Origin of the sequence: Sedimentitalea sp. (genome assembly GCF_039973035.1) — a bacterium.
Classification (GTDB): domain Bacteria; phylum Pseudomonadota; class Alphaproteobacteria; order Rhodobacterales; family Rhodobacteraceae; genus Sedimentitalea.
On sequence record NZ_JBDWLR010000094.1, the window covers coordinates 190,654 to 212,333 of the forward strand.

General features: G+C 57.6%; 20 protein-coding genes. 4 read left to right on the forward strand and 16 right to left on the reverse strand.

Annotated elements, in window-relative coordinates; all coding sequences use genetic code 11:
• The first annotated feature begins 52 nt into the window (after positions 1 to 52).
• Genes ABJO75_RS25890 through ABJO75_RS25905 form a run of 4 tightly spaced genes read left to right on the forward strand, consistent with a single transcriptional unit; the run spans position 53 to position 4,698 of the window.
• On the forward strand, positions 53 to 1,804 hold the full coding sequence (locus ABJO75_RS25890; protein WP_348125318.1) for a class I adenylate-forming enzyme family protein: 1,752 nt from the start codon (positions 53 to 55) through the stop codon (positions 1,802 to 1,804).
• Between the two features lie 26 nt (positions 1,805 to 1,830).
• Positions 1,831 to 3,141 carry an acyl-CoA dehydrogenase family protein gene (locus ABJO75_RS25895; RefSeq protein ID WP_348125320.1) on the forward strand — a complete coding sequence of 437 codons (1,311 nt, stop codon included), beginning with the start codon at positions 1,831 to 1,833 and terminating at the stop codon, positions 3,139 to 3,141.
• A gap of 5 nt (positions 3,142 to 3,146) precedes the next feature.
• The gene (locus ABJO75_RS25900) at positions 3,147 to 3,920 is read left to right on the forward strand and encodes an SDR family oxidoreductase (RefSeq protein ID WP_348125322.1); all 774 of its coding nucleotides are present in this window, start codon (positions 3,147 to 3,149) and stop codon (positions 3,918 to 3,920) included.
• 10 nt (positions 3,921 to 3,930) lie between these two features.
• Complete coding sequence (locus ABJO75_RS25905; RefSeq protein ID WP_348125324.1) at positions 3,931 to 4,698, forward strand: SDR family oxidoreductase; 768 nt, start codon at positions 3,931 to 3,933, stop codon at positions 4,696 to 4,698.
• Here ABJO75_RS25905 and ABJO75_RS25910 read toward each other — a convergent pair.
• The 16 genes from ABJO75_RS25910 to ABJO75_RS25985 all read right to left on the reverse strand — a co-directional run bounded on the left by ABJO75_RS25910 (position 4,695) and on the right by ABJO75_RS25985 (position 21,671).
• Complete coding sequence (locus ABJO75_RS25910) at positions 4,695 to 5,714, reverse strand: amidohydrolase family protein (RefSeq protein WP_348125326.1); 1,020 nt, start codon at positions 5,712 to 5,714, stop codon at positions 4,695 to 4,697. The two genes, ABJO75_RS25905 and ABJO75_RS25910, sit on opposite strands and share 4 nt — an antisense overlap.
• Positions 5,711 to 6,583, reverse strand: coding sequence for an acyl-CoA thioesterase II (locus ABJO75_RS25915; protein ID WP_348125328.1), 873 nt, complete (start codon positions 6,581 to 6,583; stop codon positions 5,711 to 5,713). The genes ABJO75_RS25910 and ABJO75_RS25915 overlap by 4 nt, the downstream gene beginning before the upstream one ends.
• Positions 6,584 to 6,611: 28 nt before the next feature.
• Positions 6,612 to 8,567 (reverse strand): acetoacetate--CoA ligase, encoded by a 1,956-nt coding sequence (locus ABJO75_RS25920; protein ID WP_348125330.1) that lies wholly within the window; start codon positions 8,565 to 8,567, stop codon positions 6,612 to 6,614.
• Complete coding sequence (locus ABJO75_RS25925) at positions 8,567 to 9,805, reverse strand: serine hydrolase domain-containing protein (RefSeq protein ID WP_348125332.1); 1,239 nt, start codon at positions 9,803 to 9,805, stop codon at positions 8,567 to 8,569. The genes ABJO75_RS25920 and ABJO75_RS25925 overlap by 1 nt, the downstream gene beginning before the upstream one ends.
• Before the next feature lie 53 nt (positions 9,806 to 9,858).
• Complete coding sequence (locus ABJO75_RS25930; RefSeq protein WP_348125334.1) at positions 9,859 to 10,605, reverse strand: enoyl-CoA hydratase/isomerase family protein; 747 nt, start codon at positions 10,603 to 10,605, stop codon at positions 9,859 to 9,861.
• 169 nt (positions 10,606 to 10,774) lie between these two features.
• Positions 10,775 to 11,476 (reverse strand): ABC transporter ATP-binding protein, encoded by a 702-nt coding sequence (locus ABJO75_RS25935; RefSeq protein WP_348125336.1) that lies wholly within the window; start codon positions 11,474 to 11,476, stop codon positions 10,775 to 10,777.
• 1 nt (position 11,477) lies between these two features.
• Positions 11,478 to 12,260 carry an ABC transporter ATP-binding protein gene (locus ABJO75_RS25940; RefSeq protein ID WP_348125338.1) on the reverse strand — a complete coding sequence of 261 codons (783 nt, stop codon included), beginning with the start codon at positions 12,258 to 12,260 and terminating at the stop codon, positions 11,478 to 11,480.
• Positions 12,257 to 13,546 carry a branched-chain amino acid ABC transporter permease gene (locus tag ABJO75_RS25945; protein ID WP_348125340.1) on the reverse strand — a complete coding sequence of 430 codons (1,290 nt, stop codon included), beginning with the start codon at positions 13,544 to 13,546 and terminating at the stop codon, positions 12,257 to 12,259. Before ABJO75_RS25945 ends, ABJO75_RS25940 begins: the two co-directional genes overlap by 4 nt.
• Positions 13,543 to 14,499, reverse strand: a complete 957-nt coding sequence (locus ABJO75_RS25950) for a branched-chain amino acid ABC transporter permease (RefSeq protein WP_348125342.1) — start codon at positions 14,497 to 14,499, stop codon at positions 13,543 to 13,545. Before ABJO75_RS25950 ends, ABJO75_RS25945 begins: the two co-directional genes overlap by 4 nt.
• A gap of 76 nt (positions 14,500 to 14,575) precedes the next feature.
• A complete protein-coding gene (locus tag ABJO75_RS25955) occupies positions 14,576 to 15,820 on the reverse strand; it encodes a branched-chain amino acid ABC transporter substrate-binding protein (protein ID WP_348125344.1) in 1,245 nt (414 codons plus the stop codon).
• A gap of 477 nt (positions 15,821 to 16,297) precedes the next feature.
• Positions 16,298 to 17,101 (reverse strand): IclR family transcriptional regulator, encoded by an 804-nt coding sequence (locus ABJO75_RS25960; RefSeq protein ID WP_348125346.1) that lies wholly within the window; start codon positions 17,099 to 17,101, stop codon positions 16,298 to 16,300.
• Positions 17,102 to 17,132: 31 nt separating this feature from the next.
• Positions 17,133 to 18,161 carry a phosphotransferase family protein gene (locus tag ABJO75_RS25965; RefSeq protein WP_348125348.1) on the reverse strand — a complete coding sequence of 343 codons (1,029 nt, stop codon included), beginning with the start codon at positions 18,159 to 18,161 and terminating at the stop codon, positions 17,133 to 17,135.
• 9 nt (positions 18,162 to 18,170) lie between these two features.
• Positions 18,171 to 18,821, reverse strand: coding sequence for a histidine phosphatase family protein (locus ABJO75_RS25970; RefSeq protein WP_348125350.1), 651 nt, complete (start codon positions 18,819 to 18,821; stop codon positions 18,171 to 18,173).
• Positions 18,822 to 19,826: a nitronate monooxygenase family protein gene (locus ABJO75_RS25975; RefSeq protein WP_348125352.1), complete on the reverse strand. Its 1,005-nt coding sequence runs from the start codon at positions 19,824 to 19,826 to the stop codon at positions 18,822 to 18,824.
• Between the two features lie 83 nt (positions 19,827 to 19,909).
• Entirely contained in the window at positions 19,910 to 20,833 is a 924-nt protein-coding gene (locus tag ABJO75_RS25980; RefSeq protein ID WP_348125354.1) for an SDR family NAD(P)-dependent oxidoreductase, read from the reverse strand.
• 16 nt (positions 20,834 to 20,849) lie between these two features.
• On the reverse strand, positions 20,850 to 21,671 hold the full coding sequence (locus ABJO75_RS25985) for an SDR family NAD(P)-dependent oxidoreductase (RefSeq protein WP_348125356.1): 822 nt from the start codon (positions 21,669 to 21,671) through the stop codon (positions 20,850 to 20,852).
• Between the last annotated feature and the right edge of the window lie 9 nt (positions 21,672 to 21,680).

Below are 21,680 nucleotides of genomic sequence, written 5' to 3' on the forward strand. Positions count from 1 at the left end.
TGATGGTTGTTCTGCACCGCTTGCGCGGCACCCAAACGTTTGGTCTGAACCTGTGAGCGGTCTGACTCTTGATGAGGCTGCTCGCCATCTGACCGCAACCCAACCGGTGTTCGAGTTGGAAACCGTTGATATTCGCGGGGTTCAGTATCGTGCGTTCAAAAACATTCCACCTCACGCCAGAGCGTTGCTTCAAGCGTCGCGACAAGCACAAGGCGAAGGCTCTGCCGAATACCTCGTGCTGAATGAGGAACGTTGGAGCTTTGATGAGTTTATTACTGAGATCAACACGGTAGCGAATGCCCTTGAAAGACAATTCAGCGTAAAGAACGGCACACCTGTCGCGATTGCGATGCGCAATTGTCCGGAATACCTGGTGCTTATCATGGCTATAGCCTCGCTTGGAGGCGTTACTGTTTTCCTGAATGCTTGGTGGACGACTGAAGAACTGAAATATGCGCTCGGTGACAGCCAGGCTCGCATTGTTCTCGCCGATGCAGAGCGTTGCCAGAAGTTGTTTCCATTGACCGATGAGATGGAACTGAGTGTGATCGGCGTTCGGGACGGTGAATCGCTGACAGAGCCGCGCTATTACGACCTGATCAGGACCACGACAACCGCCGAGGCACCGGACACGCCCATCGATACCGATGACGACTTTGCAATCATGTATTCCTCGGGCACCACCGGGCATCCAAAAGGCGTTGTTCAGACCCACCGTGGCGCGATGAACGCAGTTTTCACGTGGTTGATGCAGGCCGCGATGGCACCGTTGATCAATCCGCCAGCGCCAGATGCTAAGACCCCCCCTCGCCCGGCCGTGCTGGTCGTAACACCGCTGTTTCACGTCACAGCAACACACCCTCTGTTCCTGCTCAGCATGCCAGCGGGCGCCAAGATCGTGTTGATGGAGAAATGGGACCCCATCAAAGCGGCACAAATCATTGAACGAGAAGAAATCACGCGGTTTCTGGGCGTACCAACGCAATCATTCGAGTTGGCGCAAGCGGCAAGAACGCTGGGCATCTCTCTGGAAAGCCTGGATTATATCGGGTCTGGCGGTGCCAAACGCCCGCCAGCGCAGGTTGCGAGCCTGAACGAAGCGTTTCCAAATGCCGAAGTCGCGACCGGCTGGGGCATGACCGAAACAAACGCCAACGGGATTGGGATGGTTGGCAACGATTATGTAAATCGCCCCGGCAGCGCAGGACGGTTGTATCCGCCAATTCAGGACCTCAGGTTTGTTGATGAAGACGGGCAAGATGTGTCACCGGGTTCGATTGGTGAAATCACAGTTAAGAGTCCGTGTAACATGCGGTGCTACTTAAACAAACCCGAGGCAACGGCCGAGGTTTTGCAGGATGGCTGGTTGCGCACCGGTGATCTAGGATACATGGACGAAGACGGCTTTGTCACGATTGTAGATCGGCGCAAGAACATCATTATCCGCGGCGGTGAAAACATCGCCTGTCTGGATGTTGAGGAGGCCCTGCATCGGCACCCGGCGGTAGTCGAGGCCTGCGCATTTTCCGTACCGGATGACCGACTGGGCGAGGTCGTCGGCGCAGCGGCACAGATCGACAAGTCTAAAACCGCGACAGACCAAGATCTGATCCGCTTTCTTTCCGAGCATATCGCAAAGTTCAAAGTACCGGAACGTATCTGGATGCAGGCGACACCCCTGCCCCGTGGCGCAACCGAGAAGATCGACCGCCGTGCGCTGCGCGATCAATGCCTCGCAAGTCTGGATGAAAAGAAAACCGCTCGTGAATTCGCAAAGCCAATTGCAGGCGATGCACATATTTGACTGAATAAACAGGAAGGGGATCCCATATGGTCCATGACAACACGCCACTGGAACTCAACAATCTGGAAATGTCCGACAAGGCCAAACCGTTGCTTGAGGCCGTCGTCAAACATATCCGCGAGAACGTCGACCCGATTACAGAGGAATTCTATCGCCTCGGAGAAGGTCGCGCCGAGCGCTGGTCATATGCGCCGGGTCAGCTTGAGTTGTTGGAGAGCGCCAAGGTCAAAGCACGTGAGTCCGGGTTGTGGAACTTCTTTCTGCCAAACGCGGAAACCGGCGAAGGTCTGTCAAATCTGGACTATGCCTATATCGCGGCAGAACTGGGCAAAAGCCCACTCGCGCCCGAAACACTGAACTGTTCGGCACCCGATACCGGAAATATGGAAGTTCTGGAACGGGTTGGAACACCAGAGCAGAAAGAGACGTGGCTCAAGCCGTTGCTCGCGGGCGAAATCCGCTCCTGTTTTGCAATGACCGAGCCTGACGTCGCGAGCTCCGATGCGCGCAACATTTCGACCAGCGCAGTCCTTGAAGGTGACGAATGGGTCATCAATGGCGAGAAATACTATATCTCCGGTGCCGGTGATCCGCGCTGCAAGATCATGATCTGCATGGTCAAAACCTCACCAGAGGCCGAGACATTTCGTCAGCAAAGCCAGATCCTTGTACCGATGGACACGCCGGGTGTCGAAATCGTCGGCCCGATGTGTGTGTTTGGCCATGACGACGCGCCTCATGGGCATATGCACATCCGGATGAAGGATGTACGTGTTCCCGCGACCAACATGCTTTGGGGCGAAGGACGTGGTTTCGAGATCAGCCAGGTTCGCCTTGGGCCCGGACGCATCCACCACTGCATGCGCTCGATCGGTCAGGCGGAAAAGGCGCTGGATCTGTTGATTGAACGCGGTGTGTCGCGCGAAGCGTTCGGCAAAAAGATCATTGATCTTGGCAAGAACATGGAAACGGTGTCGCGGATGCGGATCGAGATCGAGGCCATGCGCCTGATGGTTCTCAAGGCCGCGCGGGCAATGGACGTGCTTGGCAACAAAGAGGCACGGATCTGGGTCAGCATGATCAAGGCGATGGTGCCTGAAAAGGTCTGTCAGATCATCGACCAGTCCATGCAGGTGCATGGCGCAACCGGGATTTCGCAGTGGTCGCCTCTGTCGGAAATGTACACCGGGCAACGCACGCTGCGCTTTGCCGATGGTCCTGACGAAGTGCACCACCACGTCGTCGCACGCGCCGAAGTGAAGGATTTTCAGGATTCGAACCACCGCAAGTCTGACGGCAAGGGTCAGAATCGTGGCCGCATGTTCGAAGGACCCTGAAAAGAATGACGGATCTCTTTGATTTGACAGGCAAGGTCGCGGTACTCACCGGGGCCTCAAAGGGCATGGGCTTGCACATGGCGACAGCCCTTGCCCGCAAGGGCGCGACGGTTGTGATCTCGGCGCGCAAACAGGACCAGCTTGACGCCGCCGCCGCGCGGATCAACGCGGAAACCGGCGCGGCGCGCGCCATTCCGGTGGGCTGCAATATCGGTTCAAAAGAACAATTGCAGGCGCTGGTGGACACTACACACGAGCGGGCGGGTCCGATTGACATTCTTGTCGGCAATGCCGGGGTCAATCCATACTATGGGCCGACCTCGGACATACCGGACGATGCCTATGAAAAGACCATGTCGGCAAATGTGCAATCCAACCTCTGGCTTGCCAAGATGGTCGCACCAGACATGGCACAGGCCGGCGGCGGTTCGATGATGTTCACAAGCTCGATAGGCGCGTTCAAACCGTCGGAAATGCTGGGCACCTACGGCATGTCCAAGCTGGCGTTGATCGGTCTCGTACGCAATCTTGCGGCTGAATTCGGACCCGATGGCATTCGCGTCAACGCCATCTGTCCGGGCCTCGTCAAAACCGATTTCGCCCGCGAACTCTGGGACAAGCCAGAGGTCGAAGAGCGCATCCGCAAGGACATCCCGCTGCGCCGTTTGGGTGAACCCGATGATTTCGAAGGAATTGCCGTGTTCCTGGCATCGGACGCAAGCCGCTACATGACCGGTCAGGCGCTGACGGTATGTGGTGGCTCCAACATGTGGACATGAGGGGAAGCAAATGGAGCTAAAGGACAAGGTTGTCGTTGTCACCGGAGCCGCAAGCGGGATCGGGCGCGCGTTGGCTCTGCGGTTCGCCGCAGAAGGTGCAAAAACCGTGGTCTGTGTCGATCTCAATTTGGTCGGCGCTGTGGAAACCGCCGAGCAGATTGATGGCGTTGCGTTTGAGGTGAATGTAGGACGCGAAGGCGACATTGCAGCATTGATCGAACGGGTCGAAAGCGACATCGGGCCCATTGATCTCTTTTGCTCCAATGCCGGAATCCTGACGGTCGGCGGCATGGAAGTGCCCAACGAAGATTGGCAAAAGATATGGGATATCAACGTGATGTCCCACGTTTGGGCAGCACGCCATCTTGTACCCCGGATGATCGAACGCGGCGGCGGGTATCTGCTGAACACCGCCTCGGCGGCCGGGTTGCTCAATCAGGTTGGGGCTGCTCCCTATGGCGTGACCAAACACGCGGCTGTCGGTCTGGCAGAATGGCTGGCGCTCAGCCACGGCGATCAGGGCATACACGTTTCGGTTCTCTGCCCGCAGGCCGTGCGCAGCGAAATGACCCGTGGCCACGAAGACTCGGTTGCATCGCTGGACGGTTTGCTGGAACCCGAAGTGGTGGCCGACGCCTGCGTTAAGGCGATCAACGACGAAACCTTTCTGGTCCTGCCGCATCCCGAAGTTCTGGGATACATGCGGCTCAAGACCGAGAATTATGACCGCTGGATCGGCGGCATGCGCAAGCTCAACCGGATATACGGAGAAGGCTAGAGCCCATATACTGAACGCGCGGTGCCTGCGAACATGCGGGCCTGCGCATCACGATCATAAACCGCTGCCATCTTCTTGAACGCATTCCACAGCACCGCATAGCTGATCGAGACGCGATCAACCGGAAAATTGCTCTCAAACATGCAGCGCTCTGGCCCAAAGCACGCGATCATGTGCTGGAACCATGCACCCTGCGCGCTGACCAGTTCATCCGAAGACGGCGGCCGGTCGCATTCATGCCCAGCCCACCCGTTGTCGGGCATCGACAGACCACCCAGCTTGGCCGTCACGTTGGGACAACGGGCCAGCGCCGCCATATCCTTTTTCCAGACATCGTGGATCGCATCCCGCTGACCAGCAAAGCGCCCTACCCCAAGCGGCGTGCCAAAATGGTCAAGCACGAGCGTCGTGTTCGGAACCGCCTTTGCAAGCGCCAGAAACGTCTCGGCCTGATGATGGTAGTGCCAAGTGTCATATGTCAGACCGCGCTCGCCCAACAGGGCGACCCCTCGGCGAAAATCCGGATCTGCATAAAGACGCGCATCCCCACGTGGCGAAATCATCAGCCTGTGCGGTTCACGATCGTATGCACCCGCATGGCGAATACCGACCAACCGTCCCTGCCCGGCCGCGACATGTGCGTCCAGAACATCAGTCAGGTCAGGCCGCCGCAGGTCCGCGTGCGCAATGATCCCGGCGATCTGCGCCTTGCCCTCGGGGATCGTCTCGGCCAAGGCGGCTACATGCGCGGTTTCTCCAACCGGCGGATATGGCAGGGCGTCGTCGTAGTAGGATCGGCATTCGACATAGATGGTCTGTACAACCTTATGCCCGGCATCGGTATCTTGGTGCAGCCTGTCCAGATCATAGATCGCATCGCCATGCCTCCACAGGTGATGATGTGGATCGACGATCTCACGATCCGGATCAAGGATCTCTTCTCGTACCGACGCCAGCCACTCGTCACGGAGTTCGATCCCCGGCTTCCAGTTCGGATACCGACGTCCGTCGTTCATTCGTCCGGCTTGCGCAGCGGGCGCATCAGCCCTTCCTGCGCAACGCTGGCAACCAATGTGCCATCCTGACGATAGATCGACCCGCGGTTGAACCCGCGCGCGCCACCAGTGAACGGCGCATCCATCGTGTACAAATGCCAGTTCTCAAACTGGATGGGCGCATGAAACCACATGGCGTGGTCCAGGCTGGCCGTCATCGTCTTGCCTTGAAACCATGTCAGCCCATGGGGGCGCAGGGACGACCCAAGCAGATACATGTCAGATGCATAGGCCAGTAGAACATGCTCTGTCTTTGCATCAGCGCCATTGGCATCGGGCATCCGGAACCAGATATGGTTCACATCATCAGCTGGCTCTGGCGTCAGAAAGTCGCGCGGAGCGACCTCGCGGATTTCAATGGGTCGCGGGCGCAGGAACTCTGCCCGCATTTTCTCGGGAACTTTCTCAGCAAACTGATCCCGGCGCTCGGCATGAGAAACCAGACCCTCGGGGCCGTCGACCTCTGGCATCGGATGCTGATAATCCCACCCCTCTTCCTGCACATGAAACGAGGCTGATAAGTTAAGGATCTGTCGGCCATGCTGCACCGCCACGACGCGCCGCGTGGTAAAGCTGCCCCCATCGCGCGCCCGGTCGACACTGTAAATCACCGGAATTGAAGGGTCACCGGGGCGGATGAAATAGGCGTGCAGCGAATGGCATAGTCGGTCTGGAACAGTCTTGTAGGCTGCGGCCAGCGCCTGTGCGATCACCTGCCCGCCGAATATCCGCATCGCGGTTTCGCCGCCGGATCCAATTCCGCGAAACAGATCCACCTCAAGCTGTTCAACATCCAGCAGGTTCAGCAGTTCCTGTCCAACACCCGTCATTGATACCCGTTCCTTTCTGGCCCTAGTTTCACGCCCTCGACCGCGCATAGGCGATGAATGCGTCAAAGCTGTCCGGGTTGGCCATGGAATCGCGATTGACCACCTTTTCCGGATCTCCGCCCAACAACACCTTTTTGACCGGTACTTCCAGCTTTTTGCCCGACAAGGTTCGCGGCACCTCGGCGATCTCTAGAATTTCATTGGGCTGAAACCGGGCTGAGACCGAAGTACTGATGGCCTTGTTGATCCGTGCGCGCAGAGTATCGGTCAAGGTTGTTCCTTCTGACAGCACCACAAAAAGCGGCATGAAACTGTCGCGCCCCAGAAATTCAAGATCAACCACAAGCGAATCCATCACCTCGGGCAGCGATTCCACCGCCTGATAGATCTCGGCGCTGCCCATGCGCTGCCCCTTGCGATTTATCGTGGCATCCGACCGCCCATAGATAATCGCACCACCGTCGGGTGTGATCTCAATCCAGTCGCCGTGACGCCAGACGCCGGGATAGGTATCGTAATAGCTGTCATGCAGCCGCGCACCGTCGTCATCACCCCAAAAAAACATGGGCATAGACGGGAGCGGTTCGGTGCAAACCAACTCTCCGACCTGCCCGATCAGATCATTGCCATCCTCGTCATACGCGCGAACAGCATTCCCGAGGAACCGGCATTGCATCTCGCCCGCGCGCACCTGCATCATGGGATTGCCGCCGACAAATGCCCCGGCCAGATCGGTGCCACCAGAAAACGGGGCCAACCAGACATCGGACTTTACCGCGTCATAAATCCAGTCATACCCGTCTGCCGTTAATGGCGAGCCTGTCACACCAATGGATCGCAACGCGCCGAGGTCCAAGGCATCGCCGGGACGGATACCCGCCTTGACGCAGGCGGTCACAAAGGCAGCCCCTGCGCCAAAGAACGTCAGTTCGTGCTTTGCAACAAATCGCCAGAGCTCCAACAGGTCAGGATGGTTCGGCGCCCCGTCAAACAGCGCCAGTGTCGCCCCTCGCGCCAATGGGACCATCTGTGCGTTCCACATGATCCAGCCCGAGGATGTGAACCAGCAAAACCGGTCATTTTCATCCAGATCCTGATGCAAGGATTGCTTCGCGCCCTCAACCAGCACACCGCCATGCCCATGAACAATGGGTTTCGGATTGCCGGTGGTGCCTGAGGAATACACGATCCAAAGCGGATGATCATAAGGCACCTGCGCGAACTCGGGATCATCGTCGCCGCTGGTCATCTCTGACCAGGCTGTGCCGCCCTCGGGCATCGAGCCGACGACCGAAAGCCAGACGGTTTGCTCCAGGGATGAAAGGCCGTCAGTGATTTCCTTCAGGACCGCACGCCGGTCGATGGTTTTGCCGCCGTGAACATACCCGTCCTGCACAATCAGAACCTTGGGCTCGATCTGTCTGAACCGGTCCAGAATTGCCACATGCCCCATATCCGGCGCGCAGAGCGACCAGATTGCGCCAATGCTGGCCGTTGCCAAAAACGCGATCAACGCCGTTTCCGTGTTGGGCAGTATTGCGACGACGCGATCCCCCTGCCCCACGCCCATGGCACGGAGCCGTGCGGCGACGCTCGCCACCTGTGCGGATAACTCCGCCCAACTCATCTCGGTTTCGCCAAAGGTTTCCGACTGCACGATCAGCGCAGTTCGGTCAGCCGTCTTTGCCGCCTGTCGCAGCATGTGCTCTGCAAAGTTCAGATGCGTCCCCGGAAACCAGACAGCCCCCGGCATCTTGCTCTCTTGCAAAACCTCTGTGCGCGGCGTGCTGCTTTGCAAGTCGAAATAGTCCCAGATCGCCGTCCAGAACCCTTCAAGATCCGCAATGCTCCATTCCCAAAGCGCGTTGTAGTCGGCAAAGGTCAGACCGCGTGTCTTCTTGAGCCATCGGATGAACGCGGCCATCCGGGTCGCGTCGGCCCGCTCGGCGGTTGGGCTCCAAAGGATCGGACGCGTGTCGCTCATTATATCAACGCCCCGTGAACCAGCGCCTTGAGTTGCGGGCGCGCCGGATAAGAGCTGGATGGCGAGAGCTGCGTGAAGAAGACGACCGAAACATCCAAAATGGGGTCGATCCAGAAGAATGTAGACGCCATGCCGCCCCAGCTGAAATCACCGACACTGCTCGGGCAGCGCACCCGCCCGGGCTCCAGGACAACCGATCCGCCAAGGCCAAAACCCATGCCCTCCATCGGTTGCTCGGCAAAACTCTGCGGTCCCATAGACGCAATGTCGCCGGGCAAATGGTTGCGCATCATGAACTCTACCGTCTTAGGCGACAGGATCCGCCCGCGTGATATGGAACCACCTCGGCGCAGCATTTCGACAAAGGACATGTAATCGTCAATCGTACCGACCAGTCCGCCGCCGCCTGAATGCATGGTAGCCTTTTCAAAGGGTGACGCCCCGGCCTGGTCTGTCAGGCGCAACGTATCGGCGCCTTTCTCGGCAGCGTTCAGATCCATCGCGCTGCCCGCGAGGGGTGTATAGAGCGACGCAAACCTGTCGCCGGTTCCTTCCGGCACGGTAAACCGGGTTTCGTTCATTTCGAGTGGATCGAGAATGGTCTCGGCGAAAAAGGCATCCAGCGATTGCCCGGAAACCACTTCGATAATCCTCCCGAGGATATCGATCCCGACGGAATATTCCCACCGGCTGCCGGGCCGGAATGCCAAAGGAAGGGCACCCAGTTGATCGGCCATGTCGGACAGCACGCCTTGGCGCGGTCCGAACATGATCTTTTGCTCGTCCATTTCTCGCGAGAGCACCCCTGGATTGAACGGATAGCTCAGCCCACTGGTATGCGTCATGAGCTGATGAACCGTAGGGCTTGCGCAGGGTTCCACTTGATCCAGGCGCTCGGCACCGGGCACCAACGCCGTCATATCCTTGAAGGCAGGCAGGAAATCGGAAACCGGAGCGTCGAGATGAAACAAACCCTTTTCGACCAATGTCATCGCGGCAACGGTGGTGATCGGCTTGGTCATGGAATAGATTCTGGCCACCGTATCCCGCGCAAACGGCAGTGCGGCGTCGATGTTTCGGTATCCAGCCGCATTGAAATAGACCTCTTGCCCGCCCCGTGCGATCAGAACCGAAGAGCCGGGATATTTGCGTTCCTGAACATAGCGGTCCATCCAGTTCGCTATCCATTTCAACCGCTCAGAGTCAAAGCCAGCACTATCCGGGTTGGTGGTCTGCATTTCAATTCGCCCTTATCTCTTTTTTCTTCAACGACATACATTGTACGGCTGTGTTAACCAATCACCCGCTTCATCGCGGCAACGGTCTCATCATTGAACCAGCCCCCGTCCGGCGCGTTACCGCCTTCGGCCATTGCGCGTTCGACCCGGTCGCACACCACGCCCCGGATCTGACGCTTCACATTTGCAAACGTTTGCGGTGGGATCATCGCCATCTCAGCAGCTTTTGCGATCGCGGCAAATTTCAACTCCTCCGCGGGGACAATCTCATCCACGATCCCAACAGCATGGGCGCGTTCGGCATCAATTGGTTGTCCGTTCAGCATCAGACGGCGCAACGTGTCTGGATCCAGTGTTGCGCGCGCGATTTCCATGGGGCCCACCGGGAAATCCGCTCCGACCCGGACTTCGGCAAGGCCGAAGCGTGCGGTCGGTGCAGACAGACGAAAATCACTGCCCAGCACAAAAAACAAACCCCCGGCGATTGCGGCGCCGTTTATGGCCACAATCGTGGGCTTTGGGCAGGCGAACAAGCTCAGGAACGCGACATTCAAACCTTCGACAATGTCATGCTGCGCGGCCAGATCGAAATGCTGCGCTTCCTTCAGATCAAGACCGGCGGAAAACACTTTGAAATCGCTGGCAATAACGATGGATTTGACGGAGTCATCCGAGGTCAACTCTGTGATCAGATCGGCGAAATCCATCAAGAATTCGGCGCTTAGTGCGTTGACGGGTGCCCGCTGCAGGGTGATCTCGGTCACACCCTGCCCATGATCCGTTCGTACGAGATGATCCATTGTCACACCTTCTCCAGCGCCCGCCACGGGCCTTGTCTGTGCCAGCATTTATCCGGCCTTGATGGCAAAAGCTCAACCGACAAAGGCGGGAAAAATCAGGGGGATATCCAAGTTTTTGTCAGGTGCCGGTCGCTACAAGCGTCAGGCAGACCCGCGCGGGCAACCTCGTCTAGACCTCAAGCCATTCCTTGCGCACGTCTTCGCGGGCGCGCAACTCGTCTGGGGTTCCCTCGAAAACCACATGACCGTGCCCCATGACGTAAACGCGATGGGCAATATCCATGGCGATGGCCAGCTTTTGTTCGACCAGCAACGTCGCGATCCCACGCCTTGCGATTTCCTGCAGCAGTTCGGCGACTTTTTGGGTCATCTGCGGTGACAGTCCTTCGGTGGGTTCATCGATCATGATGAAATCCGGATCGCCCATCAGGGTCCGACACATGGTCAACATCTGCTGCTCACCGCCCGATAGTACCGACGCCTCGACATCGGCGCGGTTCTGAAGGTTTTCAAACAGATCGAACATGTCCTGCATCGACCAACGGCCAGCGCCATCCTTTTGACCCGGCTTGAGGCCGAGGATCAGGTTTTGCCGTGTGGTGAGGCCGGGGAATATGTCGCGGTTTTCGGGCACATACCCCAACCCAATATTGGCCACTTCAAACGCTTTTTTGCCAGCCAGTTCCTGCCCCTTGAACCGCACCGAACCCCGCGGAGGAACCTCGCCCATGATGGCCTTGCAAGTGGTCGAGCGCCCAACCCCGTTACGGCCCAGAAGGGCGACGATCTCGCCTTCCTGAACGTTCAGATTGACGCCCTGCAAGATGTGCGATTTGCCGTAGTAGGCATGAAGGTCTTCGACTTCCAGCATATCAGTGCTCAGCCTCCAGTGCGGCGCCAAGATACGCCTCTTGAACTTTTGGATTGGCCCGCACCTCTTCGGGACGACCGGTGGCTATGATCTCGCCATAGACGAGAACCGAAATGTAGTCGGCCAATCCGAACACGACGCCCATGTCATGCTCGACCATGATCAACGTCTTGCTCTCGGTGACCTGCCGGATCAGGTCCATAATGTAATCGGTTTCTGAATGGCTCATCCCGGCGGTCGGCTCATCTAACATGATCACATCCGCGCCACCCGCCATGGTGATCCCAATCTCAAGCGCGCGCTGTTCTGCATAAGACAGCATTCCGGCGGGCAGTTCGCGCCGCTCGGTCAGATTGATCTGCTCAAGTACGGCATCCGCCGCCTCGGTCAGTTCCCGCGATTTGCTGACCATGTGCCAGAACGAATACTTGTAGCCCCGGCTCCACAGCAACGAACAGCGGACATTTTCGAACACGCTCATGTTCGGGAAAATGTTGGTGATCTGAAACGACCGGCTCAACCCCATCCGGTTGATCTGGAACGGGGCAAGCCCGCCCAAATCCTGACCATGCAGTTGAATTTTGCCGCCGCTGGAGGGAAACCTCCCTGTGATCAGATTGAACAGAGTCGACTTCCCTGCCCCGTTCGGCCCGATCACCGCATGCCGTTCACCACGCCCGATCGACAGGTTCACCCCCCGAATGATCTCGGTCTTGCCAAAGCTCTTGCGCAGGTCATCAATCAGAAGCGCAGGCGCCCCGCCCGGTTGTGGCTGACTGCTCATGACGGGGTCCCTCCGATCGTATTGGCCTCGTGCCAGGCAGCCTTGAGTTCAGGCAGATTTTTGCGGGTCACCCAGAACGCGGCCGCGGTGACCAAGATCATCACGATCCACGGAAGCACCGCATGGCTGTCGAATGTCGTCCAGAACAAGGTCATCTCGGCTTCGCCCGTCGCGGCATGCCGCACGTGAAAAACCGTCTCGATCATCGCCGCAAGGCCAAGTGTTCCGATGACAGCGGGCAGCAACGTCTTGATATAGGGTAGGACCAACAACCGAGCCTTGCCCAAGCGAATGGCCGGAACATGCATCATGAGAATGCCCGCGAGCCCGCCCGGAAAATACATCACCGTCGCCACAAACAGCGCTCCGACGTAAAGCTGCCAAAGCTCGGTTTCCAGGCTCAGAACGGTCTGCAGCAACGTGAAAACGACCGCTCCGATGATCGGCCCGAAAAAGAACCCAACCCCACCCAGAAAGGTGATCAACAGGATCGCCCCGGATTGCACGAGGTTCAGGTTTTCTTCGGTCAGGATTTCATAGTTGATCGCGAATAATCCGCCTGCAATCCCTGCGAAAAATCCAGATGCGCAGAAGGAAAAGAACCGAACCCAACGCGCTGAATACCCAAGAAATTCGGCCCGTTCCGGGTTGTCCCGAACCGCGTTGGCCATGCGACCGATCGGAGTGCGCGAAAAGAGATACATGAGGAACGCAGACAGCAGCAGCCAGAAGGCCGTCAGGTAATAGACCTCGATCTGTTGCAGGAACTCGACCCCAAAGACTGGCAACCCATAGGTTCGGTCGCCACTTACACCTTCTTCACCGCCAAAGAAGACAACGATGATCACCGAACAGGCCGCGATTAGCTCGCCTACCCCTAGCGAAATCATTGCAAACACGGTTCCTGCCTTGCGCGTCGAAAACGAGCCGACAATCGTGGCCAGCCCTAGGCCGAACAGCCCACCAAACAGCGGCAGAACCGGCAGTGGCAAAGGCAAGCTGTAGTCTTCGACATAGTTCATGATGTGAACGCACATGAACCCGCCGACCCCCATGTAGACGGCATGCCCAAAGGACAGCATCCCGCCCTGCCCAAGCAACATGTTGTAGGCCAATGCAAAGATGATGGTAATCGCCATCTGGTTCATGATCGTGATGGCGCTGTTTGACGCAAAAACATACGGAACAATCGCTAGGATTGCAGTTGCCAATATCCAGGGCATCGCATTAGCCAGTGTAACGCCGCTGTGATGGGCTGTTGCGCTGTTTTTCGTTGTCTCGCTCATACGTCACGCTTTCCAAAAAGGCCGTAAGGGCGAAAAACGAGTATCAACACCATCAACAGATAGGGTAAGATCGGCCCGATCTGCGGCAAGGTCAGCGACCACAAATCCCGCCACGCGCTTTCTGACAGGTCGATGGGTTGTTCAAAGCCCATGGCCATCAGGATATCGGCCATGGCGACGTTGTAGCTGGCGGCAAAGGTGGTGATCCAACCGATCAACAGCGAGGCAACAAGCGCGCCCCAAAGCGACCCCAACCCACCTATTACGATGGTCACGAACACGATGGAGCCCAACAGGAATGCCATGCCCGGAAAGGTACCGAGAACCGGACCGGCAATGACTCCGGCGACACCCGCAAGCGCAGTTCCGACGCCAAAAACGCCCATGAAGACCAAGGGTACGTTGTGACCCAGTGCCTCGACCGTTCTTGGGTAACTTAATGCCGCCTGGATCACCATCCCGACCCGCGTCCGCGTCAGAACATAGAGCAAGGCGAGGAAGATGCCGATCGACACGAAGATCATGAAGACCTTGTAGGCCGGGATCGAATTTCCGGAGATCGAGAACAGCGTGAATTGCAGGATTTCCGGCGGGTTATAGGGCATCTGGTTTTTGCCCCAGAAGAATTGCACCACTTCTTCGATCAGCAGGGCGAGGCCAAAGGTAAAGATCAGCTCTGGGACATGGCCATACTGGTGAACTTTTCTAAGCCCATACCGCTCGATGCCTGCGCCTGCGATCCCGACGATCACCGGCGCAATAATCAGCCCCATCCAAAACCCCATGAAGGTACTGATCTGGTAAGCAAAATAGGCGCCTAGCATGTAAAAGCTGGCATGGGCGAAATTGAGTACTCCCATCATCGAAAAGATGAGGGTCAGCCCGGCGGATAACATGAACAACAGCAATCCGGTGACAAGCCCGTCGATCAGGTTGACGAGTACGAGGTCCATTAGTCCCTCCGGCAGAATTGAGTGATGGGGAAAAGCGGTCCGGCCCGCCCCATTTCAGGGCGGGCAGGTACTAGGGTCACGGACGTTTCATGTCACAGGTACTGGAGCTGTCCATACCTGCCATCTCAATCGCGGACTCAGACACGACGCCATAGCCGGAACCATCATAGTCAAAGGTTACACCTTCGTCTGTGTGTGCATTGATATGCAGGTTCTGGATTGCCTGGTGGTCATTCGGCCGCATGTAAATTTTGGTGCCCCACATGCTGTCAAATTCCATGCCCTCCAAGGCATTTGCGACGGCAACCACGTCGGTGGCGGTACCCGCTTCGTTGATAGCCTGCGCCAACATGCCGATCACGTTGCTGATCCGCGCCTGATCGATGTTGCCATCGGGGTACTTGGCTCTGAACGCCTCGTAATAAGCTTTGGCTTCGTCGGTCGGCGGCGGGTTGATCTGGCCTTCGCTGACCAAACGGATCGTCCCTTTTCCGGTTTCGCCGAATGCGCCTGTCATGCCGCTGCCGGCAGCGTAGTAGGTGTAAATCGGTCCGTCATAGCCGTTCTCGATGATGGCCTTACCCAAGCCCAGCATGTCTGAACCCCAGTTGCCGGTAATCACGGCATCCGCTTCGGAAGAAACGATCTTGCGGGCGTAGGGAGTGAAATCCTTGACCTTGCCAATCGGGTGCAACTCGTTGCCGACAATCTCGATATCGGGGCGTTTCTCACCCAGATTGGCTACGGCGGCGGCGGCCACCGCCTTGCCGAATGAATAGTCCTGCCCGATGATGTAGACCTTCTTGAGATCGGTGTCTTCGGCCATGACATCGGTCAGGGCGTCCATCTTGATATCTGCGTTTGCATCAAACCGGAAATGCCAGAAATTACATTTGTCGTTCGTCAGCGCCGGATCAACCGCAGCATAGTTCAGAAACAGAACCCGGCTGTCAGGGTTGCGCCTGTTGTGCTTTTCGACCGCTTCGGTGATCGCATGGGCCACACCGGACGAGTTGCCCTGGGCAACATACCGAATGCCCTGATCGATGGCGACCTGAAGTTGAATCAGGGATTCCTTGGGGCTGACCTTGTTGTCAAACGGAACGATTTCGAACATATCGCCGTCAAGAACACCGCCCTTTTCATTCACAAGCGTGTCTGCAGCGAACTCATACTGGTGCAAACCGTTTGTACCAGTGCTGGCAAATGGCCCGGACAGCGGGTCGATGAAAGCGATCTTAATATTCTCGGCAAATGCCGCGCCTGCACTGACGGCCAGTGCCAGAACGCTGGATACACCTATTCTGGTGGTGATGCGCATGTAGTTTCCTCCCTATCACGCGGCCTGACTGTTCTCAGTTTTAATTTTTTTATGTCAAGCACTGAGCAAAGAGTTGCATATCGACGTTCAAAGTCAAGCATTCTGCTTCGCTTCGCTCAGTGTCATGTCACGACCGGCGACTAGCGGATTCGATATCAAATTGGCTGAGGTAACTTCGTATTGATTGGACATCAGCGCTAGTCGATCTCGATCCAGTTTGAAGTGTTAGGAGTGATTTGTAACGCTTTGTTTTGGATTGAATTTATCAAAAAATATCTATGACCTGTTTCAGATCAATACGACACATCGTACTTCGTTTCGGAGCAACAAGTTTGAGACGGATTTTTAGGACACAGCTTTAGAATTTGGCGTGTGGGCGCACTGAAAAATCCTGATCAATCCGCCTATAGGCACCCCATTCTGTTTCGCAGAGTAAAATTTGGTTTCACGGTTTGCAGGCCGATTCTATGCTGTGATCTAGTGGGAAGGACCGCAACTCAGCGCGGCTGCAGCTTCGATCAGGCTCTTTGCATAGTGCTGTTCAAGTTGCTTCTTTTTCACGTGAAATGACGGCCCGCCCACGTTCAATCCATAAACCCGAGTCCCGCTCAGCGAATAGACCGGAACCGCGATGCCGTTCACATCCGGTCGCCAATCACCGTAACCGGTGCAAAATCCGCTCGCCTTGTATTCTTCTATCGCCCGCTCAATGCTGGCATGACGCGCCTCCTGCCCCTCGGGATCGCTCTCATCGGCAGAACGAAGCACCGCGGCCCGCTCTTCGTCGGTCATGCCAACCAATATCGACCGACCGATGGCGGAAAAGAACAAGGGCAGCCGCGACCCCACATGCATCGTCAGGGATATCTCTTCCCGCGATCTCTGCACTGCGACATATACCGCGTCAGTCCTGTGCCGCTCGGCCAATGCGCAGGTGATGTATGAATTTGGACCATTGCGCAGCGCTCGCATCGCGTCTGCAGCACGCTCGCCAATCTCCATCCCCGACAGCACGCCATAGCCAAGCTGCAGCACCCCCGCACTCAGCCGATAGCTTCCTGTCCGCGCATCCGCGATCAGATAATCCAGTTTGCACAGCGTATGCGTCAGGCGCGAAACCGTTGGTTTTGGCAAGCCAGTGCGTTCGGAAATATCGTTGTTCGTCAGATCAGTTTCATTCGGACGAAAACAGCGCAGAACGTCCAGACCACGCGCCAGCGCCGTGATGAAATTGCGATCCTTGGCCTCGTCGGGGTCGGCTCCGAATTCCGTGTCCGACATGATTGCCTCCCTTCACAGCGACTGCGCTGCCTTATTCTGTTAGCGCCTTGAGCCCGTGATCGGCAAAGACGGGCACATACTGGCCCACCTTCATCGCGCGTTCCGGGTTGCTTGCGTTCCCGTCCAGCGCACGTTTCAGAACGCCCTGAATGATCGCCGCCATCCGGAAAAAGCAGAAGGACAGGTAAAACCCGAAATTTTCGATTCCCGGCAACCCACGACGTTCGCAATAGCGGGCGATGAACTCGGCGTCGCTTGGCAAACCAAGCGCCTCACGATCTACCCCTGCAAGGCCCCGCCCTTCTCGCCCCGGCGGCATCTGCCACTGCATGATGACCGATGCGAGATCGGCAAAGGGATGGCCAATCGTGGACAGTTCCCAATCCAGCACCGCCAGACAGCGCGTGCCATCCTTTTCAAAGATCATGTTGTCCAGCCGATAGTCGCCATGCACCAGAGTGCGCTGGCCATCGTCTTCGGGCATCTGTTCGACCAACAGACGCATCAAGTCGTCCATCGCCGGGACAGGATCGGTTTCAGACGCGCGATATTGCTTTGACCAGCGTTCAACCTGTCGCTGGAAATAGTTGCCCGGTGGTCCATAATCGGACAGCCCCACCGCGTCGATATCGACCATGTGAAGCGCTGCAAGTACCCTGTTCATGTCGCCAATCACCGCGCCACGCACCTCATTGGTGACGTCGGGCATGGTGGGATCGTTGAAATTGCGGCCGTCCATATGCTCCATGATATAGAACATCGATCCGATCACGCTGTCATCTTCACACAGCAAATGCATCTTGGCGACCGGGACATCCGTGCCTGCCAACGCCTTTTGCACGCGAAACTCGCGATCAACAGCATGGGCGGATTTCAACAATGTTCCCGGCGGCTTGCGACGTAGGACATAGTTCTGCTCCGGCGTTTTCAACAGGAATGTCGGATTGGATTGGCCGGTTTCGAACTTGCTCGCCGACAAGGGGCCGGAAAACCCGGGCAGATGTTGGGCCAGATACCCGCCGACTGCGTCAAGATCGAGTGTTTGCGTCTCTTGGGTCATGGTCGATCCTCAGCTGAAGGTAAGCAGTTTTGCCCGATCCGGGGTGGAAAAATGCGCGGTCGCATTGAACTCATGCAACAGAAAGGTCGAAGCGTTGAAGAAGAACCGCGTCCAGGACGTGTTCTTGACCTGAAGATTCAGCGCCATCATCTGGGCGTCCGGTGCTCCAAGGCTTGCCTTGACCAGTTCGCCAATCGGGCCGCCGGAACTGATCACCAACACCCGTCGTGCGTCGGTATTCGTGGCAAATGTTCGGGCGTTTTCAACGCGCTCTGAGAAGTCTTTCCAACTTTCCTTTGCGTCGGCCAGGCCACCGGCCTGCCATTCCAGAATGGTCTCCCGCAGGGTGCGAAAATGGGTCTTGCGGTCATGGCGCACCGGGTCTGGTACGGCCCCTTGAAACCGCACTGAAAGCAGATCGTGAAAATCATACTCGTTCAGGCCCGCATGCTGTTCCGGTTGCTCGGCAAATCCCATTGACGCAAGGGTTTCCTGCTGGCGTGTCAACGTGCCGGTGACAAGCCGGTCCGGCACCCAACCGGATGCGCGCAGGGCCTCTCCGGCCATTTCCGATTGCCGGTGGCCCAGATCTGACAACTGATCATAGTTGTCCTGCCCAAAGCTCGCCTGAGCGTGCCGGATGACCAGAAGCTCGGCCATCTAGGTTGTGAACTCGCTGGCCTGACGCGCGCCTGACGCAAGAAATTCGCGCTCAAACCGATCCACGAGTTCCGCAGTATCCGTGACCTTGCTGATCGCACCGATGCCTTGCCCGGACCCCCAGATTTCTTTCCACGCCTTAGGCTTGGAAGACCCCGATCCGAAGTTCATCGAACTGGCATCGGCTGACGGCAGGTTCTCGGCGTCCATCCCCGCAGCGGTGATCGAGGGTTTAAGGTAGTTCCCGGAAACCCCTGTAAACAATGAGGATGTCACGATATCCTCGGCCCCACTGGATACGATCATCTCTTTGTATGCGGGCTGTGCATTCGCCTCGGTCGTGGCGATGAACGGAGATCCCGCATAGCCGAAATCCGCACCAAGCGCACACGCGGCCAGCAACGCCTCTCCTGTCGCGATTGCGCCTGACAGTGCCAGCGGTCCATCGAACCACTCGCGGATTTCGCGGATCAGGGCAAAGGGCGATTGCGGACCAGCATGTCCACCAGCCCCGGCGGCCACGGCGATCAAACCATCCGCGCCCTTGTCGATCGCCTTTTTCGCAAAGGTATTGTTGATAATGTCATGCAGGACGATCCCGCCGCAATCATGCGCCGCCTCGTTCACCTCGACCCGCGCGCCGAGCGATGTGATCCAGATCGGAACCTTGTAGTGGTTGCAGATCTCCAGATCACGCTCCAGCCGCACGTTTGATCGATGCACAATCTGGTTGACGGCAAAGGGCGCTGCAGGTCGATCAGGGTTCTCCTGATTATGGCGATCCAACTCGTCGTTGATCTGTTGTAGCCACGCTTCCAGCAATGGCGGTTCGCCTTCTGCTTCGCGCGCATTCAGCGCCGGGAACGACCCGATGATCCCGGCCTTGCACTGTGCAATCACCAGTTCCGGACCGGACACGATAAACAGCGGAGACCCGATCAACGGCAGGCGCAGGCCGCGCAATGCCGCCGGCAAATGGCTTTCATCCCGTTTCCAGGCAACCATCACAGGTCCCTCGGCGCGGCGGCGTATACGCCATCCGCAATTTCGTCAGAGGAGGTCGCAATGTCGCGCATGGTGAATTCCCTTCAGCCCCAGTCCAGCGTCAGCCCACGGGCTTTCGACGCATTGGCCACATATTTTTTGGTTTGTTCAAAGGCATTTGCCAGATCTTCCTGCCCTTCCGGATCGGTGACATCTGCAAACCGTTCGGCGACGTCTTCGGGCGTGATCTCTCCGGTCAAGGTGATGCCTTGGGTTTCATAGACCCGCGTCTGTGCGAAACATCCGGCTCCGGCGCCCAGCATCACCCGGCTCGGTGCGTCTTCGCTTACCAGATACAGCAGGCCCGGCGTGATTGTTTCGGGTGCCATCAGTGCCAGTGCATCCGCCGGGATCAGCGCTTCTGTCATCCGTGTCGCCGCAGTCGGTGCGAGCACGTTAACCCGGATATTGTCGCGCGCGCCTTCGATATGCAGCACGTTCATCAAGCCCATCATCGCCGCCTTGGCCGCACCGTAATTGGACTGACCGAAATTGCCATACAGCCCGCTGCCCGAAGAGGTCAGAACAATCCGGCCATAGCCCTGTTCGCGCATGATCGGCCAGCAGGCATGACTCACCGTGGCGCTGCCCATCAGGTGCACATCGACCACCTTGCGGAAATCATCAAGGCTCAACTTGCCAAAGGTCTTGTCGCGCAGGATACCGGCGTTGTTCACAACGATATCGATGCGACCCCAAGCGGCCATGGCCTGTTTGACCATGTCGTCCACGCCTTCGGGGTCCGATACATCGGCCCCATGTGCCATCGCCTGACCACCTGCAGCCTTGATCTCTTCAACCACCGACAGCGCTGCATCCGAGGACGTACCGGACCCGTCCGTTGCGGCACCAAGGTCGTTCACGACCACCTTGGCACCGCGCGCCGCCAGTCCCAAGGCATGTGAACGCCCCAGCCCCACACCGGCGCCGGTCACGATGGCCACGCGATCGTCAAACCTGATTGTCATGTTTTAACGTCCTTTTCTATTCCATTGCGCTTGCAAAGATATTCGGGGCCGTCATGACATTGATGCCACCGCTGACCGGGATCACGGCACCTGTCACATAGGCCCCGCCACGCCCGCACAGGAACAACATGCAACCAGCGATATCTTCATCCCGCCCGACGCGGCCCAACGGCACGTCCGAGCCGACCTTTTCGCGCAACCCTTCGTCATGGGTCGCAAAGGCCGTCATCCGCGACACGAACGGCCCGGGTGCGAGCGCATTGACTGTCACGTGATGCCCGGCGAGTTCCTTGGCCAAGATCTTGCTCAGGTGCAGGACGGCGGCCTTGGACGCGGAATAGCTGTAGGCGCCATCGCCCATCGGCACTTCGCCCATGACCGAGCCGACATTGACCACCCTTGCTGGATCCTCTGTCGTGCCGGAAGCGATCAGCATCGGCATCAGCTTTTGCGTCAGGTGAAACAGCCCGGCGACGTTAACCGCGTTGACCTTTTCCCAACCGGCAAACGGAAACTGACCAAGCGGCGCACCCCATGTCACACCCGCATTGTTCATCAGGATATCAAGCCGATCCGTGCGCTCTGCGACAGCTTTGGCCAACGCGTCGACGCCGTCTTCGCTGCTGACATCCCCGGCAAAGCCTTCTGCCGATCCTTCCGCATCCAGAGCATTCAACTGCTCCGCGACAGCTTCGCAGGCCTCGCTTTTGCGCGAGGCGATCAGCACCCGCGCCCCGGCGCGCACCAGCGCCTCGGCAGCCATGCGTCCGATGCCGGTTGCGCCCCCTGTTACAAGTGCGGTTTTCCCGCTCAAGGAAAACAAGATTTCCGGTGTCATGGTGGTTCC